The organism is Rhizobium cauense (genome assembly GCF_019511525.1).
In the GTDB taxonomy this organism is placed as follows: domain Bacteria; phylum Pseudomonadota; class Alphaproteobacteria; order Rhizobiales; family Rhizobiaceae; genus Rhizobium; species Rhizobium cauense.
In genome coordinates this window covers 1-14454 of record NZ_JAEUAT010000037.1, presented here as the reverse complement: position 1 = coordinate 14454, position 14454 = coordinate 1, and the positions used below count along the sequence as shown (strand labels likewise).

Here is a 14454-nt window from a genome sequence, read left to right as displayed (position 1 = left end):
ACGTCTCCCTCAACGTCGCCATCGGCGGCGGATACAATCCAGGCGCGCCGCGCACAACAGCACCGCCAAAGGCAAGCTGAGCAGAACCAGACAGAAAGCCCCGCAAACGCGGGGCTTTTTTATTGGCCGCAATTGGCAATCCGACGCAGGATAAATGACAGCGGCAGCTACTTTGGATTCGACAAGCGCCATGCCCTGATGTAGGCAGTGGTTAAACGATTAATCTACGCACGTCGGAAACCATGCCTCCCACGCGACCTGGGCCGAATCTGAGCAGGATTGCAACGTCGCTCGGCGTGTCCGTCGCGACGGTGTCGAATGCCCTCTCCGGCAAAGGGCGTGTTTCCGAGCGGCTCGCGGAGAGGATCAAGGAACATGCAGCCGAGCTGGGCTACGTTCCAAGTCAGGCCGGACGCGCGCTGCGCACCGGCCGTAGCGGCGTTCTCGGCCTTGTCCTTCCCGATATCGCCAACCCGCTCTTCCCCAAGCTCGCCCAGGCCATCGAATTTGCCGCCAGTGGTGCTGGCTACGGCGTGCTGATCGCCGACTCCCGCGGTAATGTCGCCACGCAGACCGAAGCCATCAATCGGCTGATCGAACGCGGTGTCGAGGGCATGGTAATCGTCCCACGCCGCGCGACCCGAATTTCCGCGTCAGCCTGTCCCGTCGCCGTTATCGACACGGCCTCCACGCCAGGAAACACGGTCGCCGCGGATCACATGCAGGGTGGTTGGGCGATTGCGAACCACTTGGCCGAGCTTGGACACCGGCGCATTCTCATCATCGGCAACAACCCCGGTTCGAACGTCCAGAATGATCGCGCGGGCGGCATCCGTTCGGGTCTCCGTGCCGGAATGCGCTCTGCCACTCTCTGGATCGAGACGCTGGAACGGCAAGGCGGCAGCGGATGCAGCTTGGGTCTCGCTGGAAAAGTGCGAGAGGGCTATACGGCGTTTGCTGCGCTCTCGGATCTGCAGGCGCTGCGAGCCCTTACAGAATTGCAGCGTGACGGCATCGACGTACCCGCGATGGCCAGTGTTACCGGTTTCGACGATCTGATCTGGTCTCCGGTCATCACCCCATCCCTGACGACGGTGGCGATGGACATGCACACCATCGCAGAGATCGCCATCACGTCGTTGCTGCAGACCATACAGACGCGCGGCAGCCGCGAGGGCGTGCTTGTCACGTCTGAGACCGACCGAGTTCCAATGCAACTGATCGTTCGCCAGTCTTCCGGGCTGGCGGATCCCACACGAATATCCTGACAGACGGAGAACAGCTGACATGAAGAATGCCCTCATCGCTTCGGCCGCGCTATTGGCGCTGTCGCCCCTCGCCGCAAAGGCAGAGGAGAAGACGCTGACGATTTCCGTCTATGCCTTCGCTCAGGATGACTTCAAGACCATCGTCTACGATCCCTTCGAGGCCAAATGCGGCTGCAAGCTTGTCGTCGAGACCGGCAACAGCGTCGAGCGGCTTGCCAAGATGGAGGCCAACAAGGCGAGCCCCGTCATCGACATGGCTGTCGTCTCCATGGCCGATGCCCTGTCGGGCGCCCGCAAGGATCTGATCGACAAGGTCGACACCGCAAAGCTCTCCAATTTCGGCAAGCTCTACGACCTCGCCAAGGACCCGAACGGCGACGGCATGAGCGTCGGCTACACCTTCTATGCCACCTCGATCGCCTATCGCTCCGACAAGATGAAGATCGAGTCTTGGGCAGACCTGCTAAAGCCTGAATATGTCGGCCATGTCGCCTTCCCGAACGTCACCACCAACCAGGGCCCTCCGGCGCTCTTCATGCTCGGCCAGGCGCTCGGCAGCGACAACCCGGATCTCAAGGCACCGATCGAAGCGCTCGGCGAGAAGAAGGACGAGATCGTCACTTTCTATGAGAAGTCCTCGCAACTCGTGCAGCTGATGCAGCAGGAGGAAATCTGGGCTGCTCCGATCGGCCGCTTCTCTTGGGCCGGCTTCACCAAGCTCGACGTTCCCGTCGCATGGGCAACGCCCAAGGAAGGCCAGACTGGCGGCATGAACGTCATGGTCGTCACCAAGGGCTCGAAGAACCGCGATCTCGCCCTGCAGTTCATGGATTTCTGGCTCTCCACCGAAATCCAGACGAAGCTTGCCGAAAAGCTGGTCGACAGCCCGGCGAACAAGGAGGTCAAGCTCTCCGAGGAAGCCGCTAACAACCTCACCTACGGCGAGGAAACCGCCAAGAGCCTGAAGCTCATCCCGTCAGCAGCTGCGCTCGACAACCGCGCCGCCTGGCTGAAGGAATGGAACGAGAAGGTCGGTCAGTAAAATCCAGGCCGGCCCGGTAGTTTGTCGGGGCCGGCCCCTCCATCCGTCGAAAGTCGTTCATGTTTCAGAACCGCGCAGAAGCCTTGGCGCTTGCCCTGCCCGCAGCAGTCTTTGCCGCGCTGGTCTTCCTGTTGCCCGTCGTCGTCCTCCTCTCCGAAGGCTTCCGCATCGATGGCAGCTGGACGCTTGGCGCCTATACCGGCTTCTTTTCCGAGCAGCTGAACCGTACCGTCTTTCTGCGGACCTTCCGCCTGGGACTTGAGGTAACCGCGGTCTCGGCCGTCATCGGCTATGCCGCAGCCTTCGCCATCGTCAACCTGCCGCCCAAGGGCAAGGGCCGGATGATCGGCCTCGTGACGCTGCCGCTGATGATCTCACCGGTTGCCCGCACCTATGCCTGGATCGTCATCCTCGGCCGCACCGGCATCGTCAACCAGGCCATCCAGGGCCTCGGCCTCAGCGACGGCCCGTTGCGCCTGCTCTTCACCGAAACGGCGGTCTTCATCGGCCTGCTGCAGCTCTTCCTGCCGCTGATGATCCTGTCGCTGATCAGCGCCCTCGAGAACATACCGAAGGACGCCATTCCCGCCGCCCGCGTGCTCGGTGCCAACTGGTTCCAGGTGTTCTGGAAGGTGATCCTGCCGCTCACCCGCGAAGGCCTCGTCGTCGGCGGCACGCTCGTCTTCACCGGATCACTGACCGCCTACATCACCCCTGCCGTTCTTGGCGGCTCGAAGGTGCTGATGCTGGAAACGCTGCTCTATCAGCAAGTATCGGTTGCCAACAACTTCGTCGCGGCAAGCGTCATCGCCTTCATGCTTATTATCATGAGCTTTGCCGCCAACATCCTGCTCAAGCGCCTTGCCACCGCGAGGAACAAGCGATGACCGCGCGTATTCTCTCTCCACTGGTTCTCGGCCTTTTGCTGATCTTCCTGATCGGCCCGTTCCTCATCATCATCGCCGCATCGCTCTCGGCCGGTGACACGCTCGCCTTCCCGCCACAGGGTCTTTCCCTCAAGTGGGTCGCCAAGGTATTCACCATCGACAGCTTCCGCGAAAGCTTCGCCATGTCGATGTTCCTTGCGGTCTGCGGCACACTTTCGGCGCTCATCCTCGGCATTCCCGCCGCCTACGCGCTGTCGCGCTACAAGCTGCCCTTCGGTGAAACCGTCCGCACGATCGTATCGTTGCCGATCATCGTGCCCGGCATCATCGTCGGCCTGGCGCTGCTGCGCTATCTGGTCGTGCCATTCGGCTTCAACATCACGCTGGCCCTGTTCATGGCGCACACTGCGCTCGTGCTGCCCTACGCCGTGCGCGTCGTTTCAGCCAGCCTCAACAACCTGCGCTCGGATATGGAAGAAGCAGCCGTGCTGCTCGGTTCCTCACGCGTCGGCGCCTTCTTCCGGGTCGTCATGCCGAATATCCGCGGCGGCATCCTGGCGGCCTTCATCCTTGGCTTCGTGACGAGCTTCAATCAGGTGCCGGTCTCGCTCTTCCTCTCCGGTCCCGGCGTGCGCACGCTGCCGATCGATATGCTGGGCTACATGGAAACCACCTACGATCCGTCGATCGCGGCGCTCTCCTCGCTGCTCGCATTCCTTTCCATCGGCATCGTCTTCCTTGCCGAACGCTTCTTAGGGTTCTCTCGTTATGTCTGACGCCTATCTCACACTCGACAAGCTGACGCTTGCCTACGGCGATACGGTCGCGGTGAAGGATCTGGATCTCACGATCGCCAAGGGTGAACTCGTCGCCCTGCTCGGCCCCTCCGGATGCGGCAAGACGACGACGATGCGCTCGATTGCTGGTCTGCTTGCCCCCGCATCCGGCCGCATCACGCTCGATGGCGACGAGATCACCCGCGTTTCCGCCAACAAGCGCAATGTCGGCCTGGTCTTCCAGTCCTATGCCCTCTTCCCGCATCTAACCGTCTATGAGAACGTCGCCTTCGGCCTGCGCCTGAAGGGCATCGGCGGCAGGGATCTCGATACCAAGGTCACATCAGGCATCAAGTCCGTCGGCCTCGCCAAGTTTGCAGATCGCAAGCCCGCCGAACTCTCGGGCGGCCAGCAGCAGCGCGTGGCCCTTGCCCGCTCCATGGTGATGGAACCGAAGGTTCTGTTGCTCGACGAACCTCTTTCCAACCTTGACGCTCGCCTGCGTCTGGAAATGCGCGCCGAGCTGCAGCGCGTCCAGACGGAAACGGGCGTCACGATGATCTTCGTCACCCACGATCAGATCGAAGCCCTCGCGCTCGCCGACCGGATCGTGGTGATGCTGAACGGCGGCATCGAGCAGATCGGCACGCCGGAGGAAATCTACAACAAGCCCGTCTCGGCCTTCGTCGCCGATTTCGTCGGCTTTGAAAACGTTTTTGCGCTGGAAAACGGCAAGCTCGCGACATCCACCACATCAGTCGAGCTTTCCGGTCCAGCGCCGCAGGCCGCAAAGGGCCTGGCCTGGCGTCCGCGCATGGTGAACCTTGGTTCAGGTCCTTACCAGGGCACCGTGCGCGGCACCTCGTTTGCCGGAAACACCCGCGAATATCTGCTCGACACACCGCTTGGCCCCATCAAGGCCGAGGTCGATGCCGAGCTGCCGACGCATGCGATCGGCTCCGCACTTGCTTTCGACCTGCCGCTTGCCGCAGCAGCGCCGCTCTCACGCTACAGGTAACATCATGGGCGTCTGGATCGACACCGACATGGGCTTTGATGATATCGCCGCGATCCTCGTGGTGACACACGCTAAGCTCGACATATCAGGCATCTCGCTTGTCTTCGGCAACACGCCGCTGCCGCAGGTGCGGGTCAATGCATCAGGTGCTGCCAAGGCCTTCGGTTGGAGCTTCCCAATCCACAGTGGTCGCGCCATGCCCGTCCTCGGCTCGCTCGAAACCGCGCAGGCGATCCTCGGCGAAACAGGCATTCCGACATCAGGCCAAGGCTTGCCCGTCGCCGCGCCGCTGGTGGAGAGCGACGCTTTCACCGCCCTCTGCCGCTGGCTCGAGACCGATGGCCCGCATCGGATCCTGGCGCTCGGCCCCTTGACCAATCTCGCCGCCCTCGCATTGGCACGCCCGGACCTCGCGGCCAGGATCACCGAACTGACCTGGATGGGCGGAGGCGTCACGGCGGGCAATCACACGGCATCCGCCGAGTTCAACGCGCTGGCCGACCCGGAAGCCCTCGCCATCGTTCTCGCTCACAATCTGCCGCTGCGCATGGTCGACCTCGATCTCTGCCGCAAGGTTATCGCCACGCCTGACGACGTTGGCTCGGTGCGAGACGCTGGCGGCCCCAATGCTGCGTTGCTCGCCGATATGCTCGACGGCTACATCGGCATCGGAACCAGCCGTGGCAGACCGGGAATGGCGATCTACGACCCGTCAGCCGCAGTCGCCTTCGTCGCACCCGACATTGTTACGTTCCGTCCGGCGCGCATCGACGCCGAATTGCAGGGTCAGCATACGCGTGGCCGCACCGTGGTCGAGACCCGCGCGACACATGCAACCTTCAACGCCGAATATGCCGTCAATATCGACGCCGAAAAGGCCCGCGCCCTTATCCTCGGCGCACTGATCGATGAGGCCAGCCGATGAGCGCCGCGGAACCGAAGGATCTCGACGATCCCGCACTTCGCACCCGCGCCGTCGCCGCCGCGCGCGGTGACGCGCCTTTCGACCTGCTGATCTCGGGCGGACGCCTGCTCGATGTCGTCACCGGCCTGACCCGCGACGCCGATATCGGAATCGTTGGAACGCTGATCGCAAGCGTCCACGCACCAGGCAGCCGTACCGACGCTGCGAAGACCGTAGACGCGACAGGCAGCATCGTTTCACCGGGCCTCATCGATACGCACATGCATATCGAAAGCTCGATGGTAACGCCCGCCGCCTATGCGGCAGCCATCGTCCCGCGCGGCGTGACGACTATTGTCTGGGATCCGCACGAGTTCGGCAACGTGCATGGCCTGGATGGCGTACGCTGGGCAATCGAAGCGTCCCGCTGCCTGCCGTTGCGCACGATTGTCCTTGCACCCTCCTGCGTTCCTTCCGCGCCGGGGCTTGAAGTCGCCGGCGCCGATTTCGACGCATCGGTCATCGCCGAAATGCTGCGGTGGCCTGGTGTAGGTGGTGTTGCCGAAGTCATGAACATGCGCGGTGTCATCGACGGCGATCCGCGCATGACCGACATTGTGAATGCCGGCCTCGCTTCCGGGAAACTCATCTGCGGCCACGCGCGCGGACTTGAAGGCGCCGACCTGAACGCCTTCATGGCTGCCGGCGTCACTTCCGATCACGAACTGACATCCAGCGCCGACCTGCTGCAGAAGCTGGCCGCCGGGCTGACCATCGAGCTACGCGGCTCGCATGACCATCTGCTGCAGGAATTCGTAACCGCGCTCAACGACATCGGCCATCTGCCGTCGACGGTCACGCTCTGCACGGACGACGTCTTCCCCGACGAACTGAAGAATGGCGGTGGTCTCGACGACGTCATCCGCCGGCTCGTCCGCTATGGGATGAAGCCGGAATGGGCGCTGAGAGCCGCCACTTTCAATGCAGCGCAGCGATTGAAGCGCCCGGATCTCGGCCTGATCGCTGCCGGTCGGCGCGCCGACATCGTCCTCTTCAAGGATCTGGTCGACTTCGACACGAAGACTGTTATCGCCAACGGTCAGGTTGTCTCGATTGGCTCCAGTATGACCGTCAGCATTCGATCCTTCGACACAGCGCCGCTCGAAAACTCGGTCAAGCTGTCGCCGCTCAACGAGAATGATTTCAAGGTCACTGCCGATGGCAAGCGTGTTCGCGTTGCGACGATCGATCGCCCGCGGTTTACGCAATGGGGCGAAGCCGAAACCGTCGTGGAAGACGGTTTTGTTGTGCCGCCCGTCGGCAGCACGCTGATTGCAGTGGCGCATCGGCACGGCAAGGTCGAAGGACGGCCGCGCGTCGGCTTTCTCACCGGTTGGGGAACATGGCGTGGCGCCTTCTGTACGACAGTTTCGCACGACAGCCACAACCTCACGGTTTTCGGTGGCAATGCGCGGGATATGGCAGTCGCGGCCAACGCGGTGATTGCTGCGGGCGGCGGCATGGCCGTTGCGAAGGACGGCAAGGTCGAGGTTCTCTTGCCGCTTCCGATATCCGGGCTCGTCACCGCGGCCTCACTGGAGGAGACCTCCGCGTCGTTCCGTGCAATCCGCAAGGCCATGGAAAAGATTGTCGACTGGAAGCCGCCCTATCTCGTTTTCAAGGCCTGCTTCGGCGCCACGCTCGCCTGCAACGCCGGCCCGCATCAGACGGACCGAGGGATCGCCGACGTCCTAACCGGCAAGGTGCTCGAACGCCCCGTCCTCGAGATTCTATAGCCCCACGTTTGCCACCATCTGACAGGCGTGAGCGCTCACTGCCGCTTCGTCTGCTAAGCATGCCAGCTGAAATCTACAGCGCGGCCTTGAGCTCGCGCTCGACTAGCGAGACCCAGAACGCTGCGCCGTGGCCGAGGGCACCATCGTTGAAGTCGTAGGCCGTGTTGTGATGCAGGGCCCCATCGACAGCCGGCCCGTTGCCGAGCCAGACGTAGCATCCCGGCGCATTCTGGCCGAAGAAAGCGAAATCATCGCCAGCGGTCGAGGGCGGAAAGCTCGTGCGCACATTCGCGCCAAACACTGCCGTTGCCGCCCCAAGCGCACGCGCTGTCGCGTCACTGTCGTTGACGACAGGCGGGATGCGTCGTTCGAACTGGTAATCGACCGCAATGCCGAACATCGCTGCCGTACCAGTGGCAAGCCGGCCGATCTCTTCCTCGAGCTGATCGCGAACCTCAGGCGAATAGGCTCGGGCGGTACCGCCGATCTCGACAATATCAGGTATCACGTTAAGCGCCTTCGGGTCGCCGGCCTGGAGAGAGCAGGCACTGACCACCGCCGGCTGCAGCGGGTCGACGACACGCCCTACGATCGTCTGCAACGAGGCAAGGAACGTGCCTGCGGCGGTGATCGGATCCTTGCCGAGGTGAGGCTTCGCCCCATGCGTGCCGGTGCCGCGGAAGGTCACGCGCCAGCTATCCGACGATGCCAGTTGCGGTCCCTCGACGACAGCGATTTCATCGACAGCAAGGCCTGGCATATTGTGCAGACCATAAACAGCGTCGCACGGGAATAGTTCAAACAGCCCCTCCTCGACCATCCTGCGGGCCCCGCCCCTGCCCTCTTCAGCCGGTTGGAAGATGAAATGCACGGTTCCGGAAAACTCACGCGTTGCCGCGAGATGCCGTGCCGCACCAAGCAGCATTGCAGTGTGGCCGTCATGTCCGCAGGCATGCATCTTCCCGGCAAACTGAGATTTGTAGGGCCTGTCAGCCACCTCCGGCATCGCAAGCGCGTCCATATCCGCCCGCAGCCCGATCGTCCGCGTGCCATTGCCCACCTGCAGCGTACCGACCACGCCCGTGTGACCAAGCCCCCGATGGACCTTGATGCCCGCCTCTTCCAGAAGCTTCGCCACGATGCCGCTCGTGCGCTCCTCCTCGAAACCAAGTTCGGGATGTGCGTGCAAGTCACGACGCAACTCGGTGAGGAAGGGCAGATCGGTTTCGATCCGGGCGGGAATGGGCATTGCGGTGGATGTCCTGTAAATGCAAGCGGGCGCCAGAACGGCGCCCGTCGTAATCCATTCGTTATTTAGCAATTAGCCCGGAAATTCAACCGTTTCGAACAGCGCCGGCACGCTTGACACGGTTCAAGCGCGGATGGCCTAATCTCCGCAACGCGAAAGGGCCGCCGATGAGCGACGATCAGACTTCGAGCGACAGCAAGCTCACAACATCAAAGCGCCGCTGGGCCGCCGAAGGAAAGTTCCTTACCGGCCGCATCAGTCGCCCCGAAACCGACCGCCTGCCACCCGGGCAGCACCTCGTCAAGAACTGGCCTGTCCTGGATCTCGGCCAGCAGCCGATCATCTCGACTGATACCTGGCGCCTCGAAGTCCGTGGGCTTGTCGAAACGACACTCGACCTCACCTGGGCAGCCTTCCAGGCGCTCGAGCAGAGCACAAGGATCACCGATATTCATTGCGTGACGACATGGTCGCGTTATGACAACAAATGGAAAGGCGTGTCGACCCGCGACCTGCTTGACCATGCGATGCCGAAACCGGAAGCGCAGTACGTCATGCTGACAAGCTATGACGGCTACACCACGAATCTGCCGCTCTCAGATTTCGCCGCCGAGGATGCGATCCTTGCAACTTCCTGGGAAGGCTTGCCGCTGACGCGCGACCATGGCGGCCCAATGCGCCTTGTCGTCCCGCATCTTTATTTCTGGAAAAGCGCGAAATGGCTTCGACGTATCGACCTGCTGCCAGCTGACACAGCCGGATTCTGGGAAAAGAACGGCTATCACATGCACGGCGATCCCTGGCGCGAACAGCGCTATTCCGGGGATTGATGTCGCAGCAGGCGCCGCAGGCAATAGCCCGCGGCCAGAAGAAGCGCAGCGACTGCCGTGAGTGTCGCCATACTCGCCGGATGCAGCGGAACGTCTTTCCATGACGGGCGAACGACGTCGGCAGTATTGAACGCCTCGCCACTGAACTGACAGGTGATCAGCGCCAGGCCGCGCAGCACCATGCCCTTGTCGATTGCCGAGACGATGGCTTCGGCCTCGGCCGCCTCGCCGGCCATGCTCCGCATCGACAGCAGCACGGCCTTGGTTGCCGCAAGGTAAGCGTGCGAACATTCGTTGAATGGGCTCGCCTCGTCAGTCACGCCGCCGGGCATCCTTCCCCACAGGCAATAGACGTGCTGGATCTGCGCGTAGTTCAGCAGGCGTCGGAACCGTTCGTTTGTGTCCGTGGCGCTCGATGCAAGATCGATGATGCGATCACGATACTCCGCGATCATGATCATTTCGCCGTGTGAAATTTCCTCGATCGCGATGCCGGTATGGGAGCCACCACCGCTTCGCTGATGCGCGCCTGCGGAAGCAAAGCAAAGCTGCAGCACCGCAACTGTTGCAGCAACGAAAATGAAACGACGGCTGTTCATGGCCAGGAACAGGCTCCGGATTTCTCCGGAGCCATCTCCGATCAATGGAACGCCGGCGCGCGAACGCGCGGCTTCGAAGCGACACCAAGCTTGCGCTCGGCGAGAACACCGAAGGCCACGCCAAGGACGCTCCAAAGGATCACATGCATGCCGATCGACGTTGTGCGGAAGTGCCAGAGCACCGTAGCCGAATAGTTCTCCGGCACCTCATTGATCGGCGGCAGTAGATACTGGACGAGACCGATGAAGACGACGTAGGCGAGGCCAGCGGCAATCGCTGCATTCCAGGTACCGAAGCGAGGGCGCAGGCGGCGTGCAAGCGCAATTGCCGCGACGAGTGCCGCGATCGAAACGACGATCATCAGGAAGAACAGCTCGGTCCTGACGCCGATCGTATCAGGATTGCCAACCGCCGGCGGAGTGGCCGGGTACTTGACGTTGGGTACGATCACAACGGCCACAAAGGCTGCAACAGCGATGACGGCGGATGTTCCCCGCGCGCCGAGATTGCTGAAACGCCCCTGGACAAACGCAAAGACGAGCGCAAACAGGCCGCCGACGGCAATGCTGTAGGCCATCACACCGGTGAAAAGGCCGAGACCCGCCTGCGTGGCACGGCTGACGATTTCCGGTTCGCCAACTTCGCCTGCCGCCTGGGCAGCGGCTTCCTCGAACGCGATCGCCTGGTCCACAAGCGGCTCACCGAAGGTATGGGCAAAGGCAAAAACGAGGACGCCAGCGATCAACCCCGCGAGCATTCCGCGAAGCAAAAGATTTCCAACCATGTCATGAACTCCCTTAGTGGCAGGGAAAGCCGAGAAGGTGCCGGCCGTCATGCACGAACTCGTGCACGTACATACCGTTGAAAAGCGCCATCGCGCCCTCTTCGGTGCCAACGAAGTAGATGGCGATGAGCATCAGCAGACCGCCAAAGATGGCCCACGGCAAAAGCTCGCCAACGGGAATTGGAGCCGGTGCGGCGACGGGCGCAAAAGTAGAATCAGACATGTATTCCTCCTGGAATGACGCGTTCAGTCGAGAATTGCTGCGTGGTAGGGTCTGACTTCCAGTCCGAGGTATCCTCATCCTGATCACAGTGGCGCGACCGCACCGGAATTTCACCGGTTTCCAAACCCACAACATAACCGTTATATCTGCGGCTTCGAACCTGTCAACGAAACTTCATAGAGCACAGGCCACCCTCCCTGCTACCCGGAGACGACCAACGTGATGACGCGCCTCACTTGGATCTGCCACGGCTCCACAGCCGCCAACCGCGAGGCCCGTTTCCCGCAGGATGAGCCGTTGAACGAGAAGGCGATCATTGCCACCCAGGCGCTTTCCTCACGCCTCAGTCCTGCTGACAGCGTTTTTGCCAGCCCGACCTTGCGCGCCCGGCAGACGGCCGATGCGCTCGGTCTGGAGCCCATATTCTCGGATGCGCTTGCCGATTGTGATTTTGGCCGCTGGGCCGGACGTTCGATCGCCGAGATCCAGCAAGCCGAGCCCGACAATCTGGCCGCCTGGATGGCACGACCGGAGGATGCCCCTCATGGTGGTGAGCCCATCGCCGCCGTGTGTGTGCGCGTGAAGGTCTGGATGAACGAGCATTTGCAGGCGGGGGGCCACATCGTCGCCATTAGCCATGCCGCGGTTGTCAGGGCCGCCATCATCACGACGCTGAACGCGCCTGTCTCGTCCTTCTGGCTCGCCGATATCGAGCCGCTCGCGCTCATTCGCATGACAAGCAATGGAAAGCGCTGGTCACTGCGCGTGGAAGGCGCCTAGTTATCAGGCGGTAATTTAGGCAAGCCTTACGCAAGCGAGCAATGGCATAGTTTTCAGACTCGGCACAGCGCCGGGCCGTCAATCCTTCCCCCAAGGAGGACCAAGCATGCCATATGATTGGAGCGGCGCGCGGATGCGACGCACGCGCCTGCTACGCACCACCAGCGCATTGATGCTCCTCTTGCTTGTCATCGGCGCATCTCTGCTGATCAGACTCTGAAGACAACAGGCGGGCGGCCATGCCGCTCGCCTCGTTTGCGGGCCTTTCGATCGCCGCTTACTCCAGGTTAGCGGCAGATGCCAAGAATTCGCCCTTTGGTTTCAACAAACGCTTCAGATTTCAATGCTACACCGGCGCCCGGGTGGAGATGGAGTGAAGCATGTCGGTGTTCTTCCAGAGCAGGGCCGGACGGCAATGCCTGTTGGTCATGGCGTTGGGGGTGACACTGTGGCTCGTCGGCGCGATCCTAGAATTGGATAACCTGCTCGTCGCCTTTGTCGGCGCCTACGAGAACTATGGAGCAGACAAGCTCGTTCTCGCCCTCGGCATTGGCGGTGCCATGAGCTTCGTCTATTCGATCCTGCGCATTGTCGATTTGCGCAAGGAAATGGAATTGCGGGCAAGCGCCCAGACCAAAGCCGACTGGACAGCAACCCACGACCACCTGACCAAGCTTCCAAACCGTTATGCGTTCGAGCGCAAGGTCCTCCCACGAAGGACGAAGACCGACGTCGAAGGCGACGAATGGGAGCACAATGTCACGATCTTCTCCGTCGACCTCGACGGTTTCAAGAAGGTCAACGATCTCGTCGGCCACAATGGCGGCGACGCTCTGCTGATCGAAGTGGCAAAACGTATCTGTGCGATCGGCAATGCGGATTGCGTCTATCGATTTGGCGGTGACGAGTTCGTCGTGGTTGCGCTCGGCCTCTCCTCCCGACACGAAGAACGCTTCGCGCACTTGCTTATCCAGGCCGTGACACGCCCCATTCACGTCAACGGGTTTGCAGTCGAGGTCGGCGCCAGCGTCGGGTACGATCGCTGGCAACAGGGGCAGGAACAGCTCGAGGACGCCGCCCACCGCGCAGACCTCGCGATGTACGAGGCCAAGTCACGTGGCCCCAATCATCAAATGGCGTTCGAAGCCTCGATGCAGGAAAAGGTGGCAAAGCGCGCAACACTGGAAGCGAAGCTGCGCGCTGCGATCCAGAAAAAGGCGATCCGCCCGTTCTACCAGCCGTTGATCGATCTCAAGAGCGGCACAGTCTGCGGCTTCGAGGCGCTCGCGCGCTGGACGGATGAAGAAGGCGTCGCCATTCCGCCGCCTGTGTTCATCACGATCGCTGAAGAGACCGGAATGATTACCGAGCTGTTCGAAGATCTTCTGGCGCAGGCCTGCAAGGATGCCCTGGCCTGGAACGACAACATCACTCTGTCCTTCAACGTCTCTCCGGTGCAGATGGAGGACAAGCTGCTGGCCTCGCGGATCTTCAAGGTACTCTCGGCGAATGGCTTGCCGCCGCATCGCCTGGAGATCGAGATCACCGAAAATGCGCTGATTCAGGATCCGGCGGTTGCCGCAATCATCCTGGACGAGCTCCACGACGCCGGCGTCCAGATTGCCCTTGACGATTTCGGCACCGGCTATTCCAGCCTCGCCCAACTCGCCCGCTATCGCTTCGACAAGATCAAGATCGACAAGAGCTTCATCGCGACTTGCCGGAACGACGAGCGGCAGGAAAAGATCATCCGCGCAATGCTCGGGCTCGGCCGCAGCCTCAACATACAGACGACGGCCGAAGGCATCGAAGAACACGGGCAGCTCGGCCACCTGCTTCAACTCGGCTGCGATGTCGGCCAAGGCTACCTCTTTGGCAAGGCAATGCCCGCCGAAGCCGCGCGCGACTTTGTCCGCGATCGTAGCGAGGCATTGGCTAGGGGATAAACGCCACCAATCTTGGAATCGCTGTTAGACCTCGCTGACGGGTGACGTCAGAGCGTTGGTTCTGCGGCGGCTATCCCACTGGCAATGCACCTTCCTCCCGTGAGCCGCGATCATCGATCGGCCCACCTCCTGCTATGCAAACTGGGGCAGCCCGCTGTCGTGCGAGGGCGCTGGCCCACGGACACCACCTTTAATCGGAATGGGCGACGATAGATGTTGGTCTCGGCTTCCAAGCCCCTCACCCGATCGCCTGACATAAAGTAGCAAAGCCCGGGGCGCTCCCCGGGCTTTGCTTCTCTGATCTTGTGCCAATTACCACATAAGACAGCCTTCTAGTTGCTGTCTCTTATA

Annotated in this window: 15 protein-coding genes; 11 read left to right on the top strand and 4 right to left on the bottom strand. The window is 61.7% G+C overall.

Annotation, left to right across the window (positions count from 1 at the left end; translation table 11 throughout):
- From JNB88_RS32520 to JNB88_RS32485, 8 genes are all read left to right on the top strand, one after another.
- A partial coding sequence (locus JNB88_RS32520) for a hypothetical protein (RefSeq protein WP_220359079.1) occupies positions 1–204 on the top strand: 204 nt, incomplete at its 5' end.
- 38 nt (positions 205–242) lie between these two features.
- Positions 243–1268 carry a LacI family DNA-binding transcriptional regulator gene (locus tag JNB88_RS32515; RefSeq protein WP_220359078.1) on the top strand — a complete coding sequence of 342 codons (1026 nt, stop codon included), beginning with the start codon at positions 243–245 and terminating at the stop codon, positions 1266–1268.
- 19 nt (positions 1269–1287) lie between these two features.
- On the top strand, positions 1288–2310 hold the full coding sequence (locus JNB88_RS32510) for an ABC transporter substrate-binding protein (protein WP_220359077.1): 1023 nt from the start codon (positions 1288–1290) through the stop codon (positions 2308–2310).
- Positions 2311–2369: 59 nt separating this feature from the next.
- Positions 2370–3197, top strand: a complete 828-nt coding sequence (locus tag JNB88_RS32505; RefSeq protein WP_220359076.1) for an ABC transporter permease — start codon at positions 2370–2372, stop codon at positions 3195–3197.
- On the top strand, positions 3194–3973 hold the full coding sequence (locus JNB88_RS32500) for an ABC transporter permease (protein WP_220359075.1): 780 nt from the start codon (positions 3194–3196) through the stop codon (positions 3971–3973). The genes JNB88_RS32505 and JNB88_RS32500 overlap by 4 nt, the downstream gene beginning before the upstream one ends.
- Complete coding sequence (locus JNB88_RS32495; RefSeq protein WP_037136848.1) at positions 3966–4991, top strand: ABC transporter ATP-binding protein; 1026 nt, start codon at positions 3966–3968, stop codon at positions 4989–4991. The genes JNB88_RS32500 and JNB88_RS32495 overlap by 8 nt, the downstream gene beginning before the upstream one ends.
- 4 nt (positions 4992–4995) lie before the next feature.
- A complete protein-coding gene (locus JNB88_RS32490; RefSeq protein WP_220359074.1) occupies positions 4996–5916 on the top strand; it encodes a nucleoside hydrolase in 921 nt (306 codons plus the stop codon).
- A complete protein-coding gene (locus tag JNB88_RS32485) occupies positions 5913–7691 on the top strand; it encodes an adenine deaminase (protein ID WP_220359073.1) in 1779 nt (592 codons plus the stop codon). The genes JNB88_RS32490 and JNB88_RS32485 overlap by 4 nt, the downstream gene beginning before the upstream one ends.
- 73 nt (positions 7692–7764) lie before the next feature.
- On the opposite strand, the gene JNB88_RS32480 is transcribed toward JNB88_RS32485, so the two are convergent.
- Positions 7765–8940, bottom strand: coding sequence for a M20 aminoacylase family protein (locus tag JNB88_RS32480; protein WP_220359072.1), 1176 nt, complete (start codon positions 8938–8940; stop codon positions 7765–7767).
- A gap of 167 nt (positions 8941–9107) precedes the next feature.
- Here JNB88_RS32480 and JNB88_RS32475 point away from each other — a divergent pair, with 167 nt between their 5' ends.
- The gene (locus JNB88_RS32475) at positions 9108–9770 is read left to right on the top strand and encodes a sulfite oxidase-like oxidoreductase (protein ID WP_220359071.1); all 663 of its coding nucleotides are present in this window, start codon (positions 9108–9110) and stop codon (positions 9768–9770) included.
- Here JNB88_RS32475 and JNB88_RS32470 read toward each other — a convergent pair.
- The 3 genes from JNB88_RS32470 to JNB88_RS32460 are packed head-to-tail and all read right to left on the bottom strand — an operon-like array spanning position 9755 to position 11377.
- Positions 9755–10369, bottom strand: a complete 615-nt coding sequence (locus JNB88_RS32470) for a hypothetical protein (RefSeq protein WP_220359070.1) — start codon at positions 10367–10369, stop codon at positions 9755–9757. The two genes, JNB88_RS32475 and JNB88_RS32470, sit on opposite strands and share 16 nt — an antisense overlap.
- A 41-nt stretch (positions 10370–10410) precedes the next feature.
- Positions 10411–11154, bottom strand: a complete 744-nt coding sequence (locus JNB88_RS32465) for a CbtA family protein (RefSeq protein ID WP_220359069.1) — start codon at positions 11152–11154, stop codon at positions 10411–10413.
- A gap of 13 nt (positions 11155–11167) precedes the next feature.
- Complete coding sequence (locus JNB88_RS32460; protein ID WP_037126869.1) at positions 11168–11377, bottom strand: CbtB domain-containing protein; 210 nt, start codon at positions 11375–11377, stop codon at positions 11168–11170.
- A 222-nt stretch (positions 11378–11599) separates the two neighbouring features.
- Between JNB88_RS32460 and JNB88_RS32455 the strand changes: the two genes are divergently transcribed.
- Both JNB88_RS32455 and JNB88_RS32450 read left to right on the top strand, forming a co-directional pair.
- Positions 11600–12157 carry a histidine phosphatase family protein gene (locus tag JNB88_RS32455; RefSeq protein WP_222858203.1) on the top strand — a complete coding sequence of 186 codons (558 nt, stop codon included), beginning with the start codon at positions 11600–11602 and terminating at the stop codon, positions 12155–12157.
- 380 nt (positions 12158–12537) lie between these two features.
- Positions 12538–14103: a putative bifunctional diguanylate cyclase/phosphodiesterase gene (locus tag JNB88_RS32450; RefSeq protein WP_220359067.1), complete on the top strand. Its 1566-nt coding sequence runs from the start codon at positions 12538–12540 to the stop codon at positions 14101–14103.
- Positions 14104–14454: the final 351 nt, after the last annotated feature.

What these genes read in the sequence shown, in the direction of transcription:
- JNB88_RS32500 (WP_220359075.1), top strand. Translation starts at nt 3,194, where the DNA reads ATGACCGCGCGTATTCTCTCTCCACTGGTTCTCGGCCTTTTGCTGATC.
- JNB88_RS32490 (WP_220359074.1), top strand. Translation starts at nt 4,996, where the DNA reads ATGGGCGTCTGGATCGACACCGACATGGGCTTTGATGATATCGCCGCG.
- JNB88_RS32510 (WP_220359077.1), top strand. Translation starts at nt 1,288, where the DNA reads ATGAAGAATGCCCTCATCGCTTCGGCCGCGCTATTGGCGCTGTCGCCC.
- JNB88_RS32480 (WP_220359072.1), bottom strand. Translation starts at nt 8,940, where the DNA reads ATGCCCATTCCCGCCCGGATCGAAACCGATCTGCCCTTCCTCACCGAG.
- JNB88_RS32485 (WP_220359073.1), top strand. Translation starts at nt 5,913, where the DNA reads ATGAGCGCCGCGGAACCGAAGGATCTCGACGATCCCGCACTTCGCACC.
- JNB88_RS32460 (WP_037126869.1), bottom strand. Translation starts at nt 11,377, where the DNA reads ATGTCTGATTCTACTTTTGCGCCCGTCGCCGCACCGGCTCCAATTCCC.
- JNB88_RS32455 (WP_222858203.1), top strand. Translation starts at nt 11,600, where the DNA reads ATGACGCGCCTCACTTGGATCTGCCACGGCTCCACAGCCGCCAACCGC.
- JNB88_RS32450 (WP_220359067.1), top strand. Translation starts at nt 12,538, where the DNA reads ATGTCGGTGTTCTTCCAGAGCAGGGCCGGACGGCAATGCCTGTTGGTC.
- JNB88_RS32475 (WP_220359071.1), top strand. Translation starts at nt 9,108, where the DNA reads ATGAGCGACGATCAGACTTCGAGCGACAGCAAGCTCACAACATCAAAG.
- JNB88_RS32495 (WP_037136848.1), top strand. Translation starts at nt 3,966, where the DNA reads ATGTCTGACGCCTATCTCACACTCGACAAGCTGACGCTTGCCTACGGC.
- JNB88_RS32515 (WP_220359078.1), top strand. Translation starts at nt 243, where the DNA reads ATGCCTCCCACGCGACCTGGGCCGAATCTGAGCAGGATTGCAACGTCG.
- JNB88_RS32505 (WP_220359076.1), top strand. Translation starts at nt 2,370, where the DNA reads ATGTTTCAGAACCGCGCAGAAGCCTTGGCGCTTGCCCTGCCCGCAGCA.
- JNB88_RS32470 (WP_220359070.1), bottom strand. Translation starts at nt 10,369, where the DNA reads ATGAACAGCCGTCGTTTCATTTTCGTTGCTGCAACAGTTGCGGTGCTG.
- JNB88_RS32465 (WP_220359069.1), bottom strand. Translation starts at nt 11,154, where the DNA reads ATGGTTGGAAATCTTTTGCTTCGCGGAATGCTCGCGGGGTTGATCGCT.